We start from the raw sequence: 18,652 nt of genomic DNA on the forward strand, positions 1-18,652 counted from the left end.
CCTGCATATGTCCCCCGCACACGCTCCCGCCGCGCAGGGCACGGCTGTTGACTCGCACTGTACGGCTGTCAGGCGGGCCGCACCTTCGTGCGGCCGCGTGGAGACGACTCCTGCCGAGGAGCGGAATGACCACCGAACCGGAGCAAGCCGTGGTGGCGGCGGAGTTCGCCGAACTCCGCCGCGTACTCGATGTGGGCCTCGCCCGTATCGACGGCCAACTCGCCCTGCTCGCCCAGCGCAGCGATCAGACCGATCGCGATCTGGCCGAACTGGCCGTGCGTGTGGCCGCATTGGAGCACGGCCGCTGGCCGCTTCCGTCCGTCGCCGCGCTCACCGGTCTGTGCGCGCTGGCGGTCTCGGCCTGGCAGGTCACCGGCCACTGACGGGACGCCGGGGCGGTACGGGGGGGCGCCGTCCCGGCCCGGGGATCCGCGGCACGGCCACGGCGACGGCCGCACCCCCCGGCCCGTCCCCGGGGCCGTGGACGACGGACCGGTCAGCCGAGCCGGATGTGGTGCAGGAGCAGCAGCGCGGCAGCCATGTTCGCCGCCGGGACCTCGCCCCGCGCCACCATGTCGGGCACCTGCTTCAGCGGGACCCAGGCCCGCTTGTCCGACTCGAAGGCGTCCTCCGGGTGCCCGATGTACGCGGCCTCGTCGGACCAGTAGATGTGATGCCGGGCGTCGGTGAGTCCGTTGGACGGTTCGACGGACAGCAGGTGCCGCAGCCTGCCGGGCCGCCAGCCGGTCTCCTCCTCCATCTCCCGGGCCGCCGCGGCCGCGACGTCCTCGCCGTCCTCGACGACCCCGGCGGCCAGTTCCCAGCCCCAGGTACCGGTGATGAAGCGGTGCCGCCACAGCAGCAGCACCTCGTTGGCGTCGTTGACCGCGGTGGCCGCGGCCACCGGCCGCAGCCGGATCACGAAGTGGTCGAGGTGCCTGCCGTCGGGGAGTTCGACATCGGCGAGATTGACCCGGAACCAGCGGTTCTCGTACACGGTCTGCTCCCTGAGATTCTTCCATCGCACGCGACTGCCACCTTCCGCCGGGTAGAGGGCAACAGTCGCAACATCTCAGCGGCAGAGCGAGCGCTCACAGGGGCACGCGCAGCGCACTGTCGATCAGTTCGGCGGCCCCGGCGGTGGCCGCGCACTTGCTGGCGACGAGGTGGGTGCGCACCGCCCGGAGCCGGTCCCGCAGCCGCCGGGACTCCATCCCCCGGGCCTGTTCGGTCATTTCCACCGCGGTGGCCACCGCGCGGTCGGCATCGCCCTGGCGCAGCTCGATATGGGTGAGCATGGCCAGCCGGTGGACCCGTCCCCGGTCGTGGGCGGGGGTGCCGACCGCGGCGGTCGCGTGCTCCCGTGCCGCTCCCAGATCGCCCAGGCTCAGCAGCGCCTCCGCCACCTGGACGTTGACCAGGCCGGGCTGCACGTACCCGGTCTCGGCGGGCTCCTGGCCCCGGCGGATCCGGTCGGCCGCGGACTCCGCGCTCCGGATGCAGGACAGCGCCCCGGCGCCGTCACCGAGGCGGGCGTATGCCTTGGCCTGCATCGCGTACAGGTCCGCGGTCAGCGCCGGAGTGATGTCGCCGCCCGCGGCGCGCAGCGCGGACTCCGCGAACGCGACGGCCTGCCGGTGCTCCCCCAGGAACAGCGACTGGTTGACGATCAGCGCGATCACATAGGCGCCGAGCCCGCGGTCCCCGCTGGCCTTGGCGAGCCGCAGGGCCTGGTGGAAGTAGCGCTGCGCCAGGCCGTGCGCGTCCGAGTCGTAGGCGCAGATGCCGGCGATGGCGACCAGACCGCCGGCCGCCCGGTGCAGCTGCCGTCCGGTGGCGTCGGTGTAGCCCCCGCGCAGCAGCGGCGCCGTCTCGGAGGTGAGGAAACCGACGATGCGGGCCCGGGTCGCCACCCCGCCCGCCTTGCGGTAGAGGAGCTCGTAGTGGGCGCGGGCGGCCCGCAGCATGTCGATGTCGGCGAGGCCGACGCTGGTGTGGCCGCGCCGGGAGACATCGGCGTCCTCGGGCGGGTTCTCCCACTCCCACACCGGGATCACGGCGGGCGTGCCGGTGACCGCGGGGGCGCCGACGACATCCGGGCGCCGCTGTTCGTCGGAGCGCCAGAGTGCGGTGGCCCGGTCGACGAAGCCGGACAGCGGGGTGCCGGGGCCGTGACCGCTGCCGGAGATGCCGAGGCCGATGTCGTCGAGGGTCACCGCACGGTGCAGCCGTTCGCCGAGGACCTCGCAGATCAGGTCCGGCACCCGGCCGCGGGGACGCTGGCCCTTCAGCCAGCGGGCGACGGCCGTGTGTTCGTAACGCAGCGTCATGCCCCGGGCCTGCCCCGCCTCGTTGACGTGAGCCGCCAGCCCGGCGTGGGAGATGCCTGCTTCGTCGAGAACGGCGTCGAGCAGGGTGTTGGGCTCCATCGTGCCCTCCCGATGTGCTCAATGAGTCCACAGCGTAGTGGAACCGGGCGCACACGGGGTGTGAACTCCCGCCTTGCGGGGACGGGTTCGGGATCCCGGGCCTCGGGCCCGCGAACGCGCGGCGGGGCCGCCCTCAGCCGAGGCCGGTGCGGTGCGGCAGCAGCACGGTGCGGTGGGCGTAGCGCCCCGCCGTGCCGACGGACCGGCAGCCGGCGAGGACGGAGAGGCCGGACTCGGCGACGCGGCGCAGTCCGGCCCACACCCGGCGCCGGCCCACGAGGTCCGGTCCCGTGTCGGCGGACTCGACGAGTACGGCCGCGGGCCGTTCGGCCAGTGCCACCGTCAGGGCGAGCAGCAACCGGTCGGCGGGCGGCAGCTCCGCGTAGCGGGTGTCCGGGTGCGGCCCGCGGCCCGCCGCTGTGCCGTACGTCTCCCCCTGCACCGACCCGGCGAGCACCCGGTACGCCGGCCCCGCGGTACGGAGGTCCGCGAGCAGCTCACCGACGCGGCGGCCCGGGTCCGGAGCCCCGTCCCCCCGGGTGCGCACCTGGGCCACGGGTCGGCCGACGGCCGGAAGGGCGCCGAGGGCGTGGAGCAGCGTGGTGCGGCGGGTCCCGTCCGGCCCGATCACCGCGACGAGTTCGCTCCCGGGCGCCCGCAGTACGGTCACGCGCCCCGGGGCGCCGCCGACGGGATACGCGGGACCGGGCTGCGTGCGGTGGGTGGTGAGAGCGGCTCCCTGCCCGGTCGTCGGTGCGGCCATGTCTGCCCTCTTCTCGGACCTGAGCTGTTCGGGCCCCTACATCTACCAACGGCGGAGAGAAACGGCGGCGCGGCGCTCCGGGGTCCGGCCGGGACGCGCTCGGTCGGCGGCGTACGGCGGACGGCATGCGGGGCACGCACCGGGGGCCGCGGGCGACGGCTGCAGCCTGGGCGGCGGGATCGGGCGCGGGAGCCCGGGAGGCGCAGCGGAACGGAACACGGGGGAATGGGGAACGGAGCACGGGGGCGGGGGCACGAGGCGCAGGCGTCCGGGATCACGGGACACACGGGCTCGGCAGCACTCATCGGCCGGGAACACGGAGGCGCTCAGGGGACCGGCTCGGCCCCCGCCGCGCGCCCCGCGCCGGCGGGCGCGGGAACCCGCTGCCGGTCCAAGCGCAGCACCAGCAGCGCGGCATCGTCCCGGAGCCTGCCGCGGGCGTGCCGCAGCAGCGCGGAGCACACCTGCTCGACGATGGCCTGCGGACCGGCCACGGCGCCGGCCCGGGTGTCGGTGGGGGCCCGGGAGCCGGTGCCGGTGCGGGTGCCGGTGCCGGTGCCGGTGCCGGTGCCAGTGCCAGTGCCAGTGCCGGCATCGGAGCCGCTGTCCGCCGGGCAGGCGCCGCCGGCCGCGGCCAGCAGCGCGCTGCCCAGGGGAAAGAAGGCCCCCGACGCATCCCGCGCGTCCTCCGCACCGTCGGTGTGCAGGACCAGGGTGTCCCCGCCCCGCAGGTGCCGGCAGGACTCGACCGGCAGTTCGGCGGGGAGCGGGAACGCGCCCAGCGGCGGCAGCGGGTCGGCCTCCGCCAGCCGTACGGCCCGCATCGCGCGCGGCCCGTGCCCGTCCCGGCTCCCCGTGGCGTCCGGGTGACCGGCACCGTCCACCGCGGCGGTGAGCAGATACGGCCAGGGGTGACCGCAGTTGAGCGCGGTCGGCCGGCCACCGGGGCGCAGCTCCAGCAGGAGCACGGTGACGAACTCCTCGGCGAGCGGACCGTCCGGCTCCCCTGCGTCCGTGGCCCGGCCCCGGACGCAGGGGTCGGACTCCCGGTCCGAACGCTCCCGCAGGTGCCGCTGCATCGCACGGTCCAACCGCCGCAGTACGCCGGAGAGTTCCGGCTCGTCGTGGGCCGCTTCCCGGAAACTGCCGAGCAGGGCCGCGACGGCGCCGATGGCCGGGAGGCCGTGGCCGCGCACGTCGCCGATGACGACGCGGACGCCGTACCGGGTGTCCAGCGCCTCGTAGAGGTCACCGCCGATCAGGGCGCCGCGGGTGGCGGAGAGGTGACCGGCCGCCGCCGTCAGCCCGTCCAGGCGCGAAGGCGGCGGGCGGAGCAGGACCTGTTGTGCGGCGGTGGCCGCTTCCCGGGTGCGCTCCAGCTCGCGCATGAGCCGGAGGCGGCGGCCGGTCGTGAGATAGCCGGCCACGACCACCGCGAAGATCGCGCCGCAGGTCCCGGCGCGGATCCCCATGCCGTGCTCCTCCTCGACGGAGCCCAGCGGGACGAGGGCGAACGCCGCGCAGACCCCGCCGAGCACCACACAGGGACGGCGGCCGCTGCCGGCGCAGGCTATCGCGGGCGCGGCGGCGAGGAGTTGGACGGCCGGGATGCCGGTCGGGTGGGTCAGCTGCCAGGAGACGACGCCCAGGATCCAGAGCCCCGGAAGTGCGAAGACCAGCACGCGCCAGACCTTCGGTACGCCTCGGGGCGCACCTAGCCACCCCCTGGAACGGATCATGCCCACGCCTCCCCTGGCAGGTCCGGAGGCGGCCGACGGGCCCACGGCCCGCGACCGACCTCCGTACGGTGGTCAGAACTGCCGTGACGACCGCGCCGATTGTGGCAACCATGAGCAATCAAGTAACCACCATCCGCGATTTGCCACCCGATGGAGTGACCCCCCTCTTGCAGGTGACGCCCTCGGGGCGGGTGCGGCCCGGCGGTACGCCCGATCGCCCGCCCACGGCTTGCACCTCACGCACTCGCACCCCCGCCGGGACACCCGATCGCACCGTGACCCCGCGGAGTGCTCCCGCCCCGGCCCCGTACCGGCCGTGAAAAGCGGGTGGACGGAGACCACGAAGGGGTGCACCCGGAGATCCGGGTGCACCCCTTCCACGGTTGGGCGGCGGGCGGTTACGCGCCGCGCAGCGTGGCGCCCGTCCGCTCGGCGGCAGCCGCGACGGCGGCGTCCCGGGCGGCGGAGGCCTCCTCGACCGTCAGCGTCCGGTCGGAGGCGCGGAACCGCAGCGCGTACGCCAGCGACTTCTTGCCCTCGCCGATCTGCTCGCCCGTGAAGACGTCGAACAGCCGCAGCGATTCGAGGAGTTCACCGGCACCGGCCCGCAGCGCGGACTCGACATCGGCGGCCGGGACCGAGGTGTCGACGATCAGCGCGACATCCTGGGTGGCCACCGGGAACGTCGAGACGTGCGGGGCCTCGACCGGACCGGACGCGGCCCGCTCCAGCCGGTCCAGCTCGATCTCCATCGCGCAGGTGCGCTCCGGCAGGCCGAGGGCCTTGATGACCCGCGGGTGGAGCTCCCCGGCGTTGCCGACGAGCACCTCCTCGCCGTCGACCTCGGCCAGCAGCGCGGCGCAGCGGCCGGGGTGCCAGGGGGCGTGCTGGTCCTGACGGACGATCAGCTCGACCCCGGCCTCGTGGGCCACCGTGCGGCCCGCCTCGACGGCGTCCGCCCAGTTCGCCGGGCGTCCCTTGCCCCAGCGGCCGGCCTGCTCGCGAGCCCCGGCGAGGACCACGGCGACCCGCCTCGGCTGCGCGGGCAGCGCGGCGTTCAGCCGGGCGATCTCCTCGGCGGTCGGCCGTCCGTCGACGTCCGGCCGGCCGGGCTCCTGCTCGGAGCCGGTGGGCCGGAACACCAGACCCGTCTCGAAGAGCGCCAGGTCGTGCTCGCCCCGGCCGTGGTTGCGGTGCAGCGCGCCCAGCAGACCCGGCAGCAGCGTGGTGCGCAGGGCCGGCTCCGTGTGCGAGAGCGGGTTGACCAGGCGCACCACCGAGCGGCGCGGGTCGTCGTCCTCCAGACCGAAGTCGTCGAAGACCTGCTCGCCCAGGAACGGGTAGTTCGGTGCCTCGACGTAGCCCGCCCCGGCGAGCGCCCGGCCCACCCGGCGGTGCAGCCGCTGGCGCTCGGTCAGCCCGCGGCCGGCGGGCGGCCGCGGCAGGGTCGACGGCAGGTTCTCGTAGCCCTCGAGCCGGATGACCTCTTCGGCGAGGTCGTTCGGGTCGGTGAGGTCGGGCCGCCAGCTGGGCACGGTGACGGTCAGCCGGTCCTGGCCGTGGACGTCGCAGCCGACCTCCTGGAGGCGGCGGACGACGGTCTCCCGGCCGTAGGCGACGCCCGCGACGCGGTCCGGGTGGTCCGCGGGGATGGTGATGGTGCGGGGCCCGCCGGGGGTGACGGCCTCGGTGACGCCGGCCTCGGCGCTGCCGCCCGCGAGCAGCACGAGCAGGTCGACGGTCCGCTGGGCCGCCGCGGAGGCGGCCTGCGGGTCGACGCCCCGCTCGAAGCGCTTGGACGCCTCGGAGGACAGCTTGTGCCGGCGGGAGGTGCGGGCGATCGCGATCGGGTCGAAGTGCGCGGCCTCGACCACGATCTCGGTGGTGCCCGTGACCGCGCCGGTCTCCGGGTCGGTGACCGGGTCGGCGATCTCGGTGTGCGCACCGCCCATGACGCCCGCGAGCCCGATGGGCCCGGAGCCGTCGGTGATCACCAGGTCCTCGGGGTCCAGAACGCGCTTGGTGCCGTCGAGGGTGGTGAACTTCTCCCCCGCCGTGGCACGGCGCACCCCGATCGGCCCGTCGACGCGGGACCGGTCGTAGGCGTGCAGCGGCTGCCCGAGTTCGAGCATCACGTAGTTGGTGACGTCGACGGGCAGGGAGACCGGGCGCATCCCGGCCTTCTCCAGCCGGCGCGTCAGCCAGATCGGCGAGCGCGCCTCGGGGTCGAGGCCGGTGACGGTGCGCGCCGTGAAGCGGTCGCAGCCGGCCGGGTCCTCGACGACGACCCGGTAGCCGTACTCGTTGGGCGACGGCACGTCGAGCAGGGCCGGGTCCCGCAGCGGCAGCCCGTAGGCGGTGGCCGCCTCGCGGGCGACACCGCGCATCGACAGGCAGTAGCCGCGGTCGGGGGTGACGGCGATGTCGAGGACCTCGTCGTCGAGCCCGAGCAGCTCGATGGCGTCGGTGCCGGCCTCGTGCTCCGGGGGGAGCACGATGATGCCGTCGTGCTCGTCGGACATGCCGAGCTCGCTCGCGGAGCAGATCATGCCCTCGGAGGTCTTGCCGTAGGTCTTGCGCGCGGAGATCCGGAAGTCCCCGGGCAGCACGGCGCCGGGCAGCACCACGACGACCTTGTCGCCCACGCTGAAGTTCCGGGCACCGCAGACGATGTTCTGCTGCTCGCCGGTGCCGTTGGCGTCGCCGACGTCCACCTGGCAGTACCGGATGGGCTTCTTGAACTCCGTCAGCTCCTCGATGGCCAGCACCTTGCCGACCACCAGGGGGCCGCTGAGGCCGACGCCGAGCTGCTCGACGCGCTCGACCTCCAGCCCCGCGGCAACGAGCTTGGCCTGTACGTCACGACCGGTCTCACCGGCCGGCAGGTCGACGTACTCCCGCAGCCAGGAAAGCGGGACCCGCATCAGATCTCCATCCCGAAAGGCCGGGTGAAGCGCACGTCACCCTCGACCATGTCTCGCATGTCCTCGACGTTGTGGCGGAACATCAGCATCCGCTCGATGCCGAACCCGAAGGCGAATCCGCTGTACCTCTCAGGGTCGATGCCCGCGGCGGCGAGCACCCGCGGGTTGACCATGCCGCAGCCGCCGAGCTCGATCCAGCCCTCGCTGCTGCAAGTGCGGCAGGGCCGCTCCGGGTCGCCGACCGACGCGCCCCGGCACACGTAGCACGCCATGTCCATCTCGGCGGACGGCTCGGTGAAGGGGAAGAAGTTCGGCCGCAGCCGGGTGCTCATGCCCTCGCCGAACAGCGCCTGCACCATGTGGTCCAGCGTGCCCTTGAGGTCCGCCATGGTCAGGCCCTCGTCGACGGCGAGCAGCTCCACCTGGTGGAAGACCGGGGTGTGGGTGGCGTCCAGCTCGTCGGTGCGGAACACCCGGCCGGGGCAGATCACGTAGAGCGGCACCTCGCGGTCGAGCATGGCGCGCACCTGCACCGGGGAGGTGTGGGTGCGCAGCACGACCCCGGACTCCTCCTTGCCGTCCCGGGAGCCCTCGGGCCCCTGGACGAAGAAGGTGTCCTGCATGGCGCGGGCGGGGTGGTCGGGCGGGAAGTTCAGTGCGTCGAAGTTGAACCACTCGGCCTCGACCTCGGGGCCCTCGGCGACCTCGTAGCCCATGGCCACGAAGACGTCCTCGATGCGCTCGGAGAGCGTGGTCAGCGGGTGCCGGGCGCCGGCGGGTACGCGGTCGTACGGCAGCGTGACATCCACCGCCTCCTCGACCAGCACCCGGGCGTCGCGCTCCGCCTCCAGCTCCTCCTGGCGTGCCTTGAGTGCCCGGTTGACCTCGCCGCGGGCGCCGCCGACGCGCTTGCCCGCGTCGGCCTTGGCGTGCGGCGGGAGGGCGCCGATCTCGCGGTTGGCCAGGGCCAGCGGCGAGCGGTCGCCGGTGTGGGCGACCTTCGCGTCGTGCAGGGCCTCGAGGTCGCCGGCCGCGGAGAACGCGGCGAGCGCCTCGTCCCGCATCCGGGCGATCTCTTCCGGTTTCAGTGCCTCGACCTCAACAGGGTCGTACGACTTATTGGGTGCCGACATCTCTTCCCGTGTTTCCGAATTGGCTGGATGGCGCTGCCCACGCTCGGTGGCAGGGCGGCCGAGGCTGCCCGGGGTGCCAAAAGCCGAGTCTACGGGGCGCGCCGTGGGGGTGCCCCCACCGGAGGCAGGGGGGAGGAAGCCCGTGGTGCCTCAGGCCATGAAGGCCGGGGCCGCCACGGGCAGGGTAAATCGGAACTGGGCACCGCCGCCGGGGGCGCGGCCGACCTCGATCGCCCCGCCGTGCGCCTCCACGATGCCCTTGACGATGTAGAGGCCCAGCCCGGTGCCGCCGCGCTTGCTGCCCCGCCAGAAGCGGGTGAACACGCGGCTCATCGATTCCTCCGGGATGCCGGAGCCCTCGTCGCTCACGGTGACGGCCGTTCCTTCTTCCAGGCTGCGGGTGGGGGCGGGTGCCACCTCGATGGTGACGGTTCCCTCGCCGTGCCGCACCGCATTTTCCAGCAGGTTGCCCAGCACCTGATCGACCTTGTCGGGGTCGGCCCACAGCGCGGGCAGCGGGTGCACGGTGCGGACGTCGAAGCGGTCGCCGGGCTGTCCGGTGCCGGTGAGCGAGGCCACGTGCCGCTGGACGGCGGCGACCATGTCGACCGGCTGGCGGCGGACCTCCAGCCGGCCCGAGTCGATCCGGGAGATGTCGAGGAGCTCGGCGATGAGCCGGGTCACCCGGTTCGCGTCCGCGTCGACCGTCTCCAGCATCAGCCGCTTCTGGTCGTCGGTGAACCGCTCCCATTTGGCGAGCAGCGTCGCGGTGAAGCCCTTGACCGAGGTCAGCGGCGAGCGCAGCTCATGGGCGACGGTGGCGATCAGCTCCGCGTGGCTGCGCTCGGTGCGGCGGCGGGCCTCGGTGCCGCGGAGGGTGACGACCAGCCGGTGGAGGGGCCCGGTGGGGCGGCGGCGCACGTAGCGCGCGGAGACCAGGACCTCGCGCCCGCCGGGGAGCAGCAGATTCCGCTCCGGCTGGCCGATGCGGATCGCGAGGCCGCCGTACGGGTCGGTGACGGTCCACCACCGGCGGCCCTCGAGGTCCTCCAGCGGCAGCGCGCGCTCCAGCGGCCGGCCGATGGCCTCGGACGGGCACAGCGCGGTGATCCGGGCGGCCGCGGCGTTGAAGCAGAGGATCCGGCCGGTCTCGTCGGCGACGACGAGACCGTCGGGCAGGTCGTCGGGGTCCAGGCCCAGTCCGTCCGTGCCCAGTCCGGCGAGTGGGGAGCCGTGGCCGGGGAGGGCACCGGTCGGGGGCGCAGCCGCGCTCCGTGCGCACTCGGCCGCAGTCCTGGCGTCCATCCCCACACCCCCTGGTCGCACCCCCGCGGCAACCTTACTAGCTCGGAGTGACGGAGCGGCACCCTCCGGATGCGCGCTGCGCACGGGCCGATGCATAGAGGCACACGGCGGCGGCCGTTGCGAGGTTGAGGCTCTCGGCCTGTCCGTGAATGGGGACGCGCACCACCTCGTCCGCCAGCGCGCGGGTCTCCTCCGGGAGGCCCCAGGCCTCGTTGCCGAAGATCCAGGCGGTGGGACCGCCCAGGACGCCCTCGTCGAGCTCGGTGTCGAGGTCGCGCTCGCCCGCGCCGTCCGCGGCGACGATCCGTACGCCGGTGCCCCGCAGCCCGTCCACCACCCGGTCGACGGGGACGCCGACGGCCACGGGGAGGTGGAAGAGGCTGCCGACCGAGGCCCGGACGGACTTGGGGTTGTAGAGGTCGACGGAGGCGTCGGTGAGGACGACGGCGTCGGCTCCGGCCGCGTCGGCGCAGCGCAGCACGGTCCCGGCGTTGCCGGGGTCGCGGACGTTGGCGAGGACGGCGACCAGCCGCGGCCGGGCCCGGAGGATCTCGTCGAAGGGCAGGTCGAGGAAGCGGCAGACGCCGACCAGGCCCTGCGGGGTGACGGTCTGCGAGAGCTCGGCGACGACGTCGTCCGGAGCGGTGTGGATCCTCGCCCCCGCGGCCCGGGCGGCCTCGACGATGCCGGTGTGCCGCTCGGCGGCCTCCGCGGTGGCGAAGAGCTCGGTCAGGGTCGGCTCGCCGTCGCCGCGGTGCAGGGCCGCCTCCCGGACCGCCTGCGGCCCCTCGGCGAGGAACCGGCGCTCCTTGACCCGGAAGTTGCGCCGGGAGAGCCGGCGGGCGGCGGCGACGCGGGGGGAACGCGGGGAGATCGGCTCGGCAGGGCCCATGGACGGCGGCTCACTTCTCTGGGGCTCGGGCGACGGGGTGTACGGGAGCGGGGGCAGACAGCGACGGACCCGCAGGCCGGGGGCCTGCGGGTCCGTCTGACGCTGTCAGGCTGCCGGGTCAGGCGGCCTTCGGGGCGTTGACGTCGCTCGGCAGCGCCTTCTGGGCCACCTCGACGAGCGCGGCGAAGGCGTTGGCGTCGTTCACCGCGAGCTCGGCCAGCATCTTGCGGTCCACCTCGATGTTGGCGGCCTTCAGACCCTGGATGAAGCGGTTGTAGGTGATGCCGTTGGCGCGGGCAGCGGCGTTGATCCGCTGGATCCACAGCTGACGGAAGTCGCCCTTGCGCTTCTTGCGGTCGTTGTAGTTGTAGACCAGGGAGTGGGTGACCTGCTCCTTGGCCTTGCGGTACAGGCGCGAACGCTGACCGCGGTAGCCGCTGGCCTGCTCGAGGATCGCCCGGCGCTTCTTGTGAGCGTTGACTGCCCGCTTGACGCGTGCCACTTGTTAACTCCTTGTACGGGGCCGCGGGTGACTCACACGGCCCGGAATCGATGAGGTCCCGGTGGGTGACGTACGCCCCGGCCTGCAGCGTCGGTCCGACGCCCGGGGCGGCTGGGTCACTTGCCGAGAAGCTTCTTGATCTTCTTGGCGTCGGCCGGGGCCATCTCGGTCTTGCCGGCAAGGCGGCGCGTCAGCGTGGACGGCTTGTGCTCGAGAAGGTGGCGGCGACCGGCGCGCTGGCGCATCACCTTGCCGGAGCCGGTGAGCTTGAAGCGCTTGCTGGCACCACTGTGCGTCTTGTTCTTCGGCATGTCGCCGTTCTCTCCTCGTCGGTGGCGCTTCCGTCGGCGAGCCGGTGAAACCGGCACACGGAAGCGTCAGCTGGTTCGGTTGGTGTCCGGGGCCGGGGCCCCGGGGTTCCCGGAGCGATCCGGGATCAGGCCTCGACGTGCTCCTCGGCAGCCTCGGCAGCCTCAGCGGGAACGCCGGTGCGCTCCGCCTTGCGGGCGGCCTGCGCCTCGCGGGCTTCGGCCATCGCCTCGGTCTTCTTCTTGTGCGGACCGAGAACCATGATCATGTTTCGGCCGTCCTGCTTCGGGTTCGACTCGACGAAACCGAGGTCCTGGACGTCCTCCGCGAGACGCTGCAGCAGTCGGTAGCCCAGCTCGGGGCGGGACTGCTCACGGCCACGGAACATGATCGTGATCTTGACCTTGTCGCCCTGCTTGAGGAACCGGACGACGTGACCCTTCTTGGTGTCGTAGTCGTGCGGGTCGATCTTCGGCCGGAGCTTCATCTCCTTGATGACCGTGTGCGCCTGGTTCTTGCGCGCCTCACGGGCCTTCATGGCCGACTCGTACTTGAACTTCCCGTAGTCCATGAGCTTGCACACGGGCGGGCGGGCGTTCGCCGCGACCTCGACGAGGTCGAGGTCGTACTCCTGCGCAAGCTCCAGTGCCTTGGCAAGCGGCACGATGCCGACCTGCTCGCCACTGGGACCGACAAGTCGCACCTCGGGGACTCGGATCCGGTCGTTGATGCGGGGCTCGGCGCTGATGGGGCCTCCTCGGTTGCACCACGCGATTGCCTGGCGGACAGCCGCGTCACGTCTGTTTCTGTCGACCCCTGCCCCGGACGTGAAAAACGCCCCGAACGGGACACAGGCGGGGCTCCTCGCATACCGGAGCACCGCCGCGGTGACCGCGGGGCGCATCGGACAGATCCGTCGTCCGTACGGAACGACGGGCTCTGTCTGACCGGTGACCCGCCGATCCGGGGGATCGGTCAGGTGGGAGTTCGGAGCCTCCACTTGTGGGCCGGGCACAGGCGTGTCCGGCCGGTCGTCAGCAAGCATACCAGCGTTCGGGCCGGTCACCCACCGCGTGGGCAGGGGCCATAGGCTGATGTCAACTGTCCAGCCGAAAGTGAAGTCCTGAGTATGAGCGACGCCACCCCGCAGCAGCCGACGCCCGAGCCCACGGGGCAGTCTCCCGACTTCGACACGATGACCCGCGACATCGCGGACGTCCCCGCGGTCGAGGTGATCACCACCGTCGCCGTGCACCTGATGAGCGCGGCCGCGGTCAACCTGGGCCTCGCCGAGGACGGCTCCGACCACAAGGACCTGGACGAGGCGCGGAAGCTGATCACCGCGCTGGCCGGCCTGGTCACCGCGAGCGCGACCGAGGTCGGGTCGTACCACGCCTCCCCGCTGCGCGACGGCCTGAAGTCGCTCCAGCTGGCCTTCCGTGAGGCCTCCGTGGTGCCGGACGAGCCGGGCCAGGGGCCGGGCGAGAAGTTCACCGGTCCCGTCTACGGGAGCTGACGGGCCGGGGGCCCGGTCGTCGGGTCCGGGCTCGGTCAGGTCCGGGGCTGAGCGGCCGGTCCGGCCACGGGTAGGCGGACCGGGCTCGCAGGGGCCCGCTCCGCTGCGGATCCCGTCCGGCCCGGTCCGGACGACGCCGGAACCGGGCCGGGCGGTCACTCGGCGGTCTCGGTGGCCGTCCGGGCGACGCCGACCGGCTCGGCGGGGTGCGTGACGCCGTGCACCAGCGCGGCGAGCGCCCCGCCCACCAGCGGCGCGATCAGGAACAGCCAGACCTGGGTCATCGCCTCCGCCCCCGCGAAGAGCGCCGGGCCGAAGCTGCGCGCCGGGTTGACCGAGGCGCCCGTCAGCGGGATGCCGACCAGGCTGACCACGGCCAGGCACAGACCCACCGGGAGACCGGCGAGGCCGATCAGCACCAGGTTCCGGGTGACCGCGAGGTAGACGTAGACCAGCAGGAAGGTCAGCAGGATCTCGGCGACGAACGCGCCGAAGATGTTGATCCCCACGGCCGAGCGGTATCCGTAGCCGTTGCTGCCGAAGCCGCCGGACGTCTCCAGGCCCGGCACCTGCTTGGCCACCAGGAAGAGCAGGGCCGCGCCGACGATCCCGCCCAGCAGCTGCGCCACCACGTACTCCAGGGCGGTGCGCGGGGTGATGCGCCTGGCCATCAGCATGCCGAGGGTGACCGCCGGGTTGAGGTGGCAGCCCGAGATCTGGCCGAACGTGTAGGCGAGGGCCAGCAGCACGAAGCCGAACGACAGGGCGATGCCGACGGTGCCCACGTACTCGGCGCCGAGCACCGCCGAACCGACGGCGAAGAACACGAGCAGCAGGGTGCCGAGGAACTCCGCCACGACCGTGCGCACGTCGATGGACTCGAGGACGGTCCTGCGTGGCGCCGTCTCCGCCGTCTCCGCCATCTCGCCCTCCAAGCAAAGATCACAAAGCCTCTCTGCATTGTGGGGCGGATCAGGGCATCACGCCTGCCGGGCGAAGAGCGGCTCCCCCGGGACCGTGGCGGCGGCCGGCAGCAGCGCCAGGTCCAGTCCGCGGACCAGCCGGGCCCGCAGGGTCTCGTCCCCGGCCAGCGCGGTCGCCACCCGCTGCGCCACGTCGCGGGCCGGCGCCTCGGGCGCGAGGCACAGCGCGAGGGTGCCGTCGGCGCTGCCGCCGGGCGCCAGGTGGGCCCGCAGCACCGCGGGCTCGTCGGCCAGGACCGTCCGTACGGCGTCCGCCACGGCGGGGTCGGCGAGCGGGTCGGTGCTCTCCCGGCCCTCGGCGAGGGCGAGCAGCGCGGGCCCGGTCAGCTGGTAGGGCACCGGACCGGCGAGGTCGAGGACGACGGTGTCGGCCTGCTCGTGCGCGGCCGCCTGGAGCGCCTGGTGCAGCGGGACCGCCACCGGGCGGGCCTGCGGGTCCCAGCGGGCCAGGGACTCGGTGGAGGTGAACGCGGGCAGGGCACGGCGGCCGCCCGGGCCGGTCAGCGTGGGCACGGCCATGTCGCTGGACTTCTCGCGGCGCAGCCCGTCCGGCCCGGTCTCCGCCTCGCCGAGGACCGCGACCACGGGCACCAGGAGCCGGGCGCCGGGGAGCGCGGCGAGCACACCGGGCTCCGCCGCGGGGTCGTCGGCGTAGGCGGCCAGGGCCGCTGTCAGCCGGGGGTCGGCGGTGCCGTCGTCATCGGAGAACCCGGAGTCCGGGATGTTCTTGAGGGCCACGCCCCGAGGGTATCGGCCCGGCTCAGCGGGGCTGCGCGGGCGTCCGGCCGCGGCGCCACAGCACGACGGCGGCGCCGAGCAGGAGCGCGCCGACGGCTCCTGCGGCAGCGGCCGGCAGCCCCGTCACCGGGTCCTCACCGGCGTCCGCGTCGGGACCCGCGCCGAAGTACTGCCGCCCGTACGGAGCGGCGTCGGGGCGCTGCGGCCGGGGCCGGAGCTTCTCCCCCGCGCCGATCGCCGCCGGGACGTCGACCAGCCCGGCGCCCCGGTCGTCGCTGTGCCCGCCCTCCGGCCGGTCCCGCGCGGTGTCGGCGAGCAGCTTCTTGATCTGGACCGGGGTCAGCTCGGGGTGCGCGGAGCGCACCAGGGCGACGGCGCCCGAGACGAAGGCGGCGGCGGCGCTGGTGCCCCAGCCCTTGTAGTAGTGCCGGTCGGGGTCGGCGATGACCACGTCCACGCCGGGCGCGGCGACCGTGGCGTACCAGCGGCGGGTGGAGAAGGCCGCCCGGTTGCCGTAGCGGTCCACCGCGGTCACGGCGATCACTCCGGGATAGGCGGCCGGGTAGGAGGCCCGTTCGCCCTTCTCGCCGCCGTTGCCCGCCGAGGCGACCACCACCGCGCCCCGGCTCAGGGCGTACTGCACCGCGGCGTCCTCCTGCGGCTCGGGGTGGGCCGACTTGCTGTCGTCGCCGAGCGACAGGTTGATCACGTCGGCGCCGTGGTCGGCCGCCCAGCGGATGCCGTCGGCCAGGGCGTTGCCGCGGGCTCCGCGGGCCCGGGTGCGGGCCGGGTCGGAATCCTCGAGGATCACCCGGACCGGAAGGATCTTGACGCGTGGGGCGACGCCGATCACGCCGTCCTCCCCGCCTGGGCCGTGACCGTGCCCGGCGATGATCCCGGCCATGGCGGTGCCGTGCCGCGCCCAGGCGCGGTCGCCGCGTCCCGCGCCGAAGCCGATCAGGTCCTTGCCGGTGAGGACCTGGTCCGCGAGGTCCGGGTGCCGGTCGTCCACCCCGGTGTCGAGGACGGCGACGGTGACGTCCTCGCCCTTGGTCGTCCGCCAGGCCTTCTCGACCCCGAGGGAGTCGAGGGCCCACTCCTGGGACCGGATGCCGTCCGCCTGCGCGGGGACGGCGGGGAGCACGGCGAGGGCGGCCGAGGCGGTCGCGAGCACGAGCGTCCGCAGGGCACGACGCGGGCGGCAGGCCTTCCGCCGCGAACGGGGCCCCGGAGTTCCGCCCGATTCCCCCATTGCGTCCGGGCCCGACGGCGCGTGGCGCAGCGGCCGAGGAGCGGTCATGGGGTGCCCTCCGGGGGCGCGGTGGCGGCGCTGAGCAGGCTCCGTTCCGTCCGGGCCCGACGGCGACGCGGAGCGCTGCGGCCCGGAAGCGGTCATGAGGCGTCCTCCGAAGCCGCGGTGGCGGCGCTGAGCAGGCCGCGTTCGATGCGGTCGGCCACCCCGCGGGCGTCGTGCCCGAGGCCGGACTGGGCGGGTGCCGTGGTCGCGCCGGTGGCCGTCGCCTCGTCCGCGGGTTCCGGGGCCTCGACGGCGCGGCCGTCGGTGAAGCCGGTGACGGCGTACACCACGACCGGCGCATCGGTCAGCACCCGGACCACCCAGCTGCCGCGCTGGCGCGCGCCGAAGGTCGCCGCGGCCGTGCCCCCGGCCGCGTACGGCCGGGGCATGAGATCGGGGCGCCGGCCGAGCCCCTCGGCGGTGAAGCGCCGGGCCGCGGCCCGCATGCCGTCCGGGTCCGCCTTGGTGAACATCAGGCCGACGGTCGTCACCGTGCTGGTGGTCGCGTCGGTGTAGGTGGCGCGCAGCAGCCGGGTGCAGCCGACCGGGGAGAGCGCCTTGGCGAGCAGCCGGTCGAAGGCGTTCGCGCAGCCGCTGTCCGGGGCGACCGCGATCCGGATCCACTCGCGGTCGGCGCCGCCGGGGCCCGCTGCCTTGCCGTGCAGGGTGCGGGGGAAGAGCTCGTCGACGGGGCGGTTGTGCCACAGGCCGCGGGCCCGGTGAAAGGCCTCCCCTGTCGCGGCGGGTACCTCGGATTCGCCGGTGAGCCAGCTCCCGGCCGCGGCTCCGCCGAGGAGCCCGAGGCCGAGGACGAGACAGGCGGCGACGGCCGCCATGCGCACCGGCGGGGGTATCCGCCGGTGCGCGGGGACCGCCGGGACGCCCCAGAGCCGCTGCCCCTGCTGCGGAGCGGTGTCCGGGCCGGGGCCGTGCCAGGTCGCGGACGGTACGGCGGGCGGGGGGAAGTTCGGGGGCGGGGTGGTGGGGGCCGAGGTGGAGGGGACCGACGGGGCTGAGGTGGTGGGGGCCGACGGGGCCGAAGAGGAGGGGGCCGACGAGGCGGCGCGGGCGGAGGCCGCCGGAGGGGTGGTGCCCGCCGTGGTTCGGGGAGCGGGGGCAGGACGGGCGGGGGCCCCGGTGCGGGGCGCCGTGCTCGGCGGGGCGTCGGCGGCGCGCGTGGCCGAAGCGCCGGCACTGCGCGTGCCCGGGGTTCCGGCGGCAGGCGCCTCCCCGGGCCGCGGCCGTGGGCCGACTCCCCCGGCATGGGGCTGCGGGGCCGGGGCGGGCCCCGGTACGGCCGAGGGAGCGGGCCCGGGTTCCGCCGCGGGAGCAGGCTTCGGTTCGGCCGCGGGAACGGGTCCCGGCAGGCGGTCCCCCGGAGCCGGCGGGAGCAGCCCGCGCGCGTCCCGGTCCGGTACGGGACGGGAGGCGGGACGGTTCTGCGGGGGGCGATTCCGGGCGGGACGGTTCCAGGAGGGCTGGTCCTGGGCCTGCCGGTCCTGGGCCGCCCCGGCCAGGGGGGACCCGTCCTGGGCAGGCCTCTGCGCGGGGCGGTCCTGGGCCGGGCGGTCCTGAACGGGGTGGCCCTGGGTGGAGTGGTCCTGGGTGGGACGGTTCTGCGCGGGGTGGCCCTGGGTGGGGCTCTGCGCGGGCCGGTCCTGGGCGGGCCTCTTCTGGAGCGGGTCCTGGGCGGGAGGAGTTGCCGGGGCACCCGAGGTGCGCCGCGTTCCAGGAACCGCGGTACCCGCCGGGCGCGGCGCGCCGTCTGCCGAAGGGCGCGACCCGGTTCCCGCCGAGGGGCGCGCGGCGTTCGGACGGCTGCCGGCCGCTCCTTCGCGCTGGGTCGTCGCGACGTCGCCCGAGGTGGTGTCGGCGCGAACGGTGGTGTCGTTCGGCAGCGCCTCGTCGCCGGTACGGACGGGGCGTCGGCGCGAGGTGTCACCGGTGCCCGCTCCGCGGTCCGTTCCACCCCGGGGGCCGGTGGCCGGCGGGGCCGCGGGACGGGGCGGGACCCGGTGCGCGGAGGGACCGGGCGGAGTCGCGGCGCCGTTCCGTGGCTGCGGGGCGGCCGGTTCGCGGACCGGACGGGGCGGATGCGGTGGCCGCGGCGGTACCGGCCGGG

Annotated in this window: 17 protein-coding genes; 2 read left to right on the plus strand and 15 right to left on the minus strand. The window is 74.7% G+C overall.

All coding sequences use genetic code 11. The features are described 5' to 3' along the window. Window positions 1-125: 125 nt before the first annotated feature. Entirely contained in the window at window positions 126-383 is a 258-nt protein-coding gene (locus tag AC3EQ1_RS02710) for a hypothetical protein (protein WP_432092586.1), read from the plus strand. Between the two features lie 113 nt (window positions 384-496). Here the strand turns inward: AC3EQ1_RS02710 and AC3EQ1_RS02715 are convergent, their stop codons facing one another. The 11 genes from AC3EQ1_RS02715 to infC form a co-directional block, all read right to left on the minus strand. Further along, window positions 497-1,027, minus strand: coding sequence for an NUDIX domain-containing protein (locus tag AC3EQ1_RS02715; protein ID WP_432092587.1), 531 nt, complete (start codon window positions 1,025-1,027; stop codon window positions 497-499). Between the two features lie 64 nt (window positions 1,028-1,091). Then, complete coding sequence (locus AC3EQ1_RS02720; RefSeq protein ID WP_432092588.1) at window positions 1,092-2,429, minus strand: NsdA family TPR-like regulatory protein; 1,338 nt, start codon at window positions 2,427-2,429, stop codon at window positions 1,092-1,094. Between the two features lie 133 nt (window positions 2,430-2,562). Continuing rightward, window positions 2,563-3,192 carry a hypothetical protein gene (locus AC3EQ1_RS02725; protein ID WP_432092589.1) on the minus strand — a complete coding sequence of 210 codons (630 nt, stop codon included), beginning with the start codon at window positions 3,190-3,192 and terminating at the stop codon, window positions 2,563-2,565. A 326-nt stretch (window positions 3,193-3,518) separates the two neighbouring features. Next, a complete protein-coding gene (locus AC3EQ1_RS02730) occupies window positions 3,519-4,931 on the minus strand; it encodes a PP2C family protein-serine/threonine phosphatase (RefSeq protein WP_432092590.1) in 1,413 nt (470 codons plus the stop codon). Window positions 4,932-5,329: 398 nt separating this feature from the next. After that, entirely contained in the window at window positions 5,330-7,855 is a 2,526-nt protein-coding gene (gene pheT / locus AC3EQ1_RS02735; protein ID WP_432092591.1) for a phenylalanine--tRNA ligase subunit beta, read from the minus strand. Further along, a complete protein-coding gene (gene pheS, locus AC3EQ1_RS02740; RefSeq protein WP_432092592.1) occupies window positions 7,855-8,988 on the minus strand; it encodes a phenylalanine--tRNA ligase subunit alpha in 1,134 nt (377 codons plus the stop codon). Before pheS ends, pheT begins: the two co-directional genes overlap by 1 nt. A 150-nt stretch (window positions 8,989-9,138) precedes the next feature. Then, a complete protein-coding gene (locus AC3EQ1_RS02745; protein WP_432092593.1) occupies window positions 9,139-10,293 on the minus strand; it encodes a sensor histidine kinase in 1,155 nt (384 codons plus the stop codon). Between the two features lie 37 nt (window positions 10,294-10,330). Next, window positions 10,331-11,185: a TrmH family RNA methyltransferase gene (locus tag AC3EQ1_RS02750; protein ID WP_432092594.1), complete on the minus strand. Its 855-nt coding sequence runs from the start codon at window positions 11,183-11,185 to the stop codon at window positions 10,331-10,333. A 118-nt stretch (window positions 11,186-11,303) separates the two neighbouring features. After that, complete coding sequence (rplT, locus tag AC3EQ1_RS02755) at window positions 11,304-11,687, minus strand: 50S ribosomal protein L20 (protein ID WP_351514516.1); 384 nt, start codon at window positions 11,685-11,687, stop codon at window positions 11,304-11,306. 116 nt (window positions 11,688-11,803) lie between these two features. After that, window positions 11,804-11,998, minus strand: a complete 195-nt coding sequence (rpmI, locus tag AC3EQ1_RS02760) for a 50S ribosomal protein L35 (RefSeq protein ID WP_014175142.1) — start codon at window positions 11,996-11,998, stop codon at window positions 11,804-11,806. 125 nt (window positions 11,999-12,123) lie between these two features. Beyond that, window positions 12,124-12,771 carry a translation initiation factor IF-3 gene (infC, locus tag AC3EQ1_RS02765; RefSeq protein WP_388849266.1) on the minus strand — a complete coding sequence of 216 codons (648 nt, stop codon included), beginning with the start codon at window positions 12,769-12,771 and terminating at the stop codon, window positions 12,124-12,126. A 354-nt stretch (window positions 12,772-13,125) separates the two neighbouring features. Between infC and AC3EQ1_RS02770 the strand changes: the two genes are divergently transcribed. Then, entirely contained in the window at window positions 13,126-13,512 is a 387-nt protein-coding gene (locus AC3EQ1_RS02770; protein ID WP_351514520.1) for a DUF1844 domain-containing protein, read from the plus strand. Between the two features lie 155 nt (window positions 13,513-13,667). Here AC3EQ1_RS02770 and AC3EQ1_RS02775 read toward each other — a convergent pair whose 3' ends face one another. From AC3EQ1_RS02775 to AC3EQ1_RS02790, 4 genes are all read right to left on the minus strand, one after another. Then, window positions 13,668-14,435, minus strand: a complete 768-nt coding sequence (locus AC3EQ1_RS02775; protein ID WP_432092595.1) for an MIP family channel protein — start codon at window positions 14,433-14,435, stop codon at window positions 13,668-13,670. A gap of 57 nt (window positions 14,436-14,492) precedes the next feature. Then, complete coding sequence (locus AC3EQ1_RS02780) at window positions 14,493-15,233, minus strand: SseB family protein (RefSeq protein ID WP_432092596.1); 741 nt, start codon at window positions 15,231-15,233, stop codon at window positions 14,493-14,495. 22 nt (window positions 15,234-15,255) lie between these two features. Further along, entirely contained in the window at window positions 15,256-16,485 is a 1,230-nt protein-coding gene (gene mycP / locus AC3EQ1_RS02785; protein WP_432092634.1) for a type VII secretion-associated serine protease mycosin, read from the minus strand. Between the two features lie 140 nt (window positions 16,486-16,625). Beyond that, on the minus strand, window positions 16,626-17,366 hold the full coding sequence (locus AC3EQ1_RS02790) for a hypothetical protein (RefSeq protein ID WP_432092635.1): 741 nt from the start codon (window positions 17,364-17,366) through the stop codon (window positions 16,626-16,628). Window positions 17,367-18,652 lie beyond the last annotated feature (1,286 nt).

Source organism: Streptomyces sp. bgisy100 (assembly GCF_057709105.1).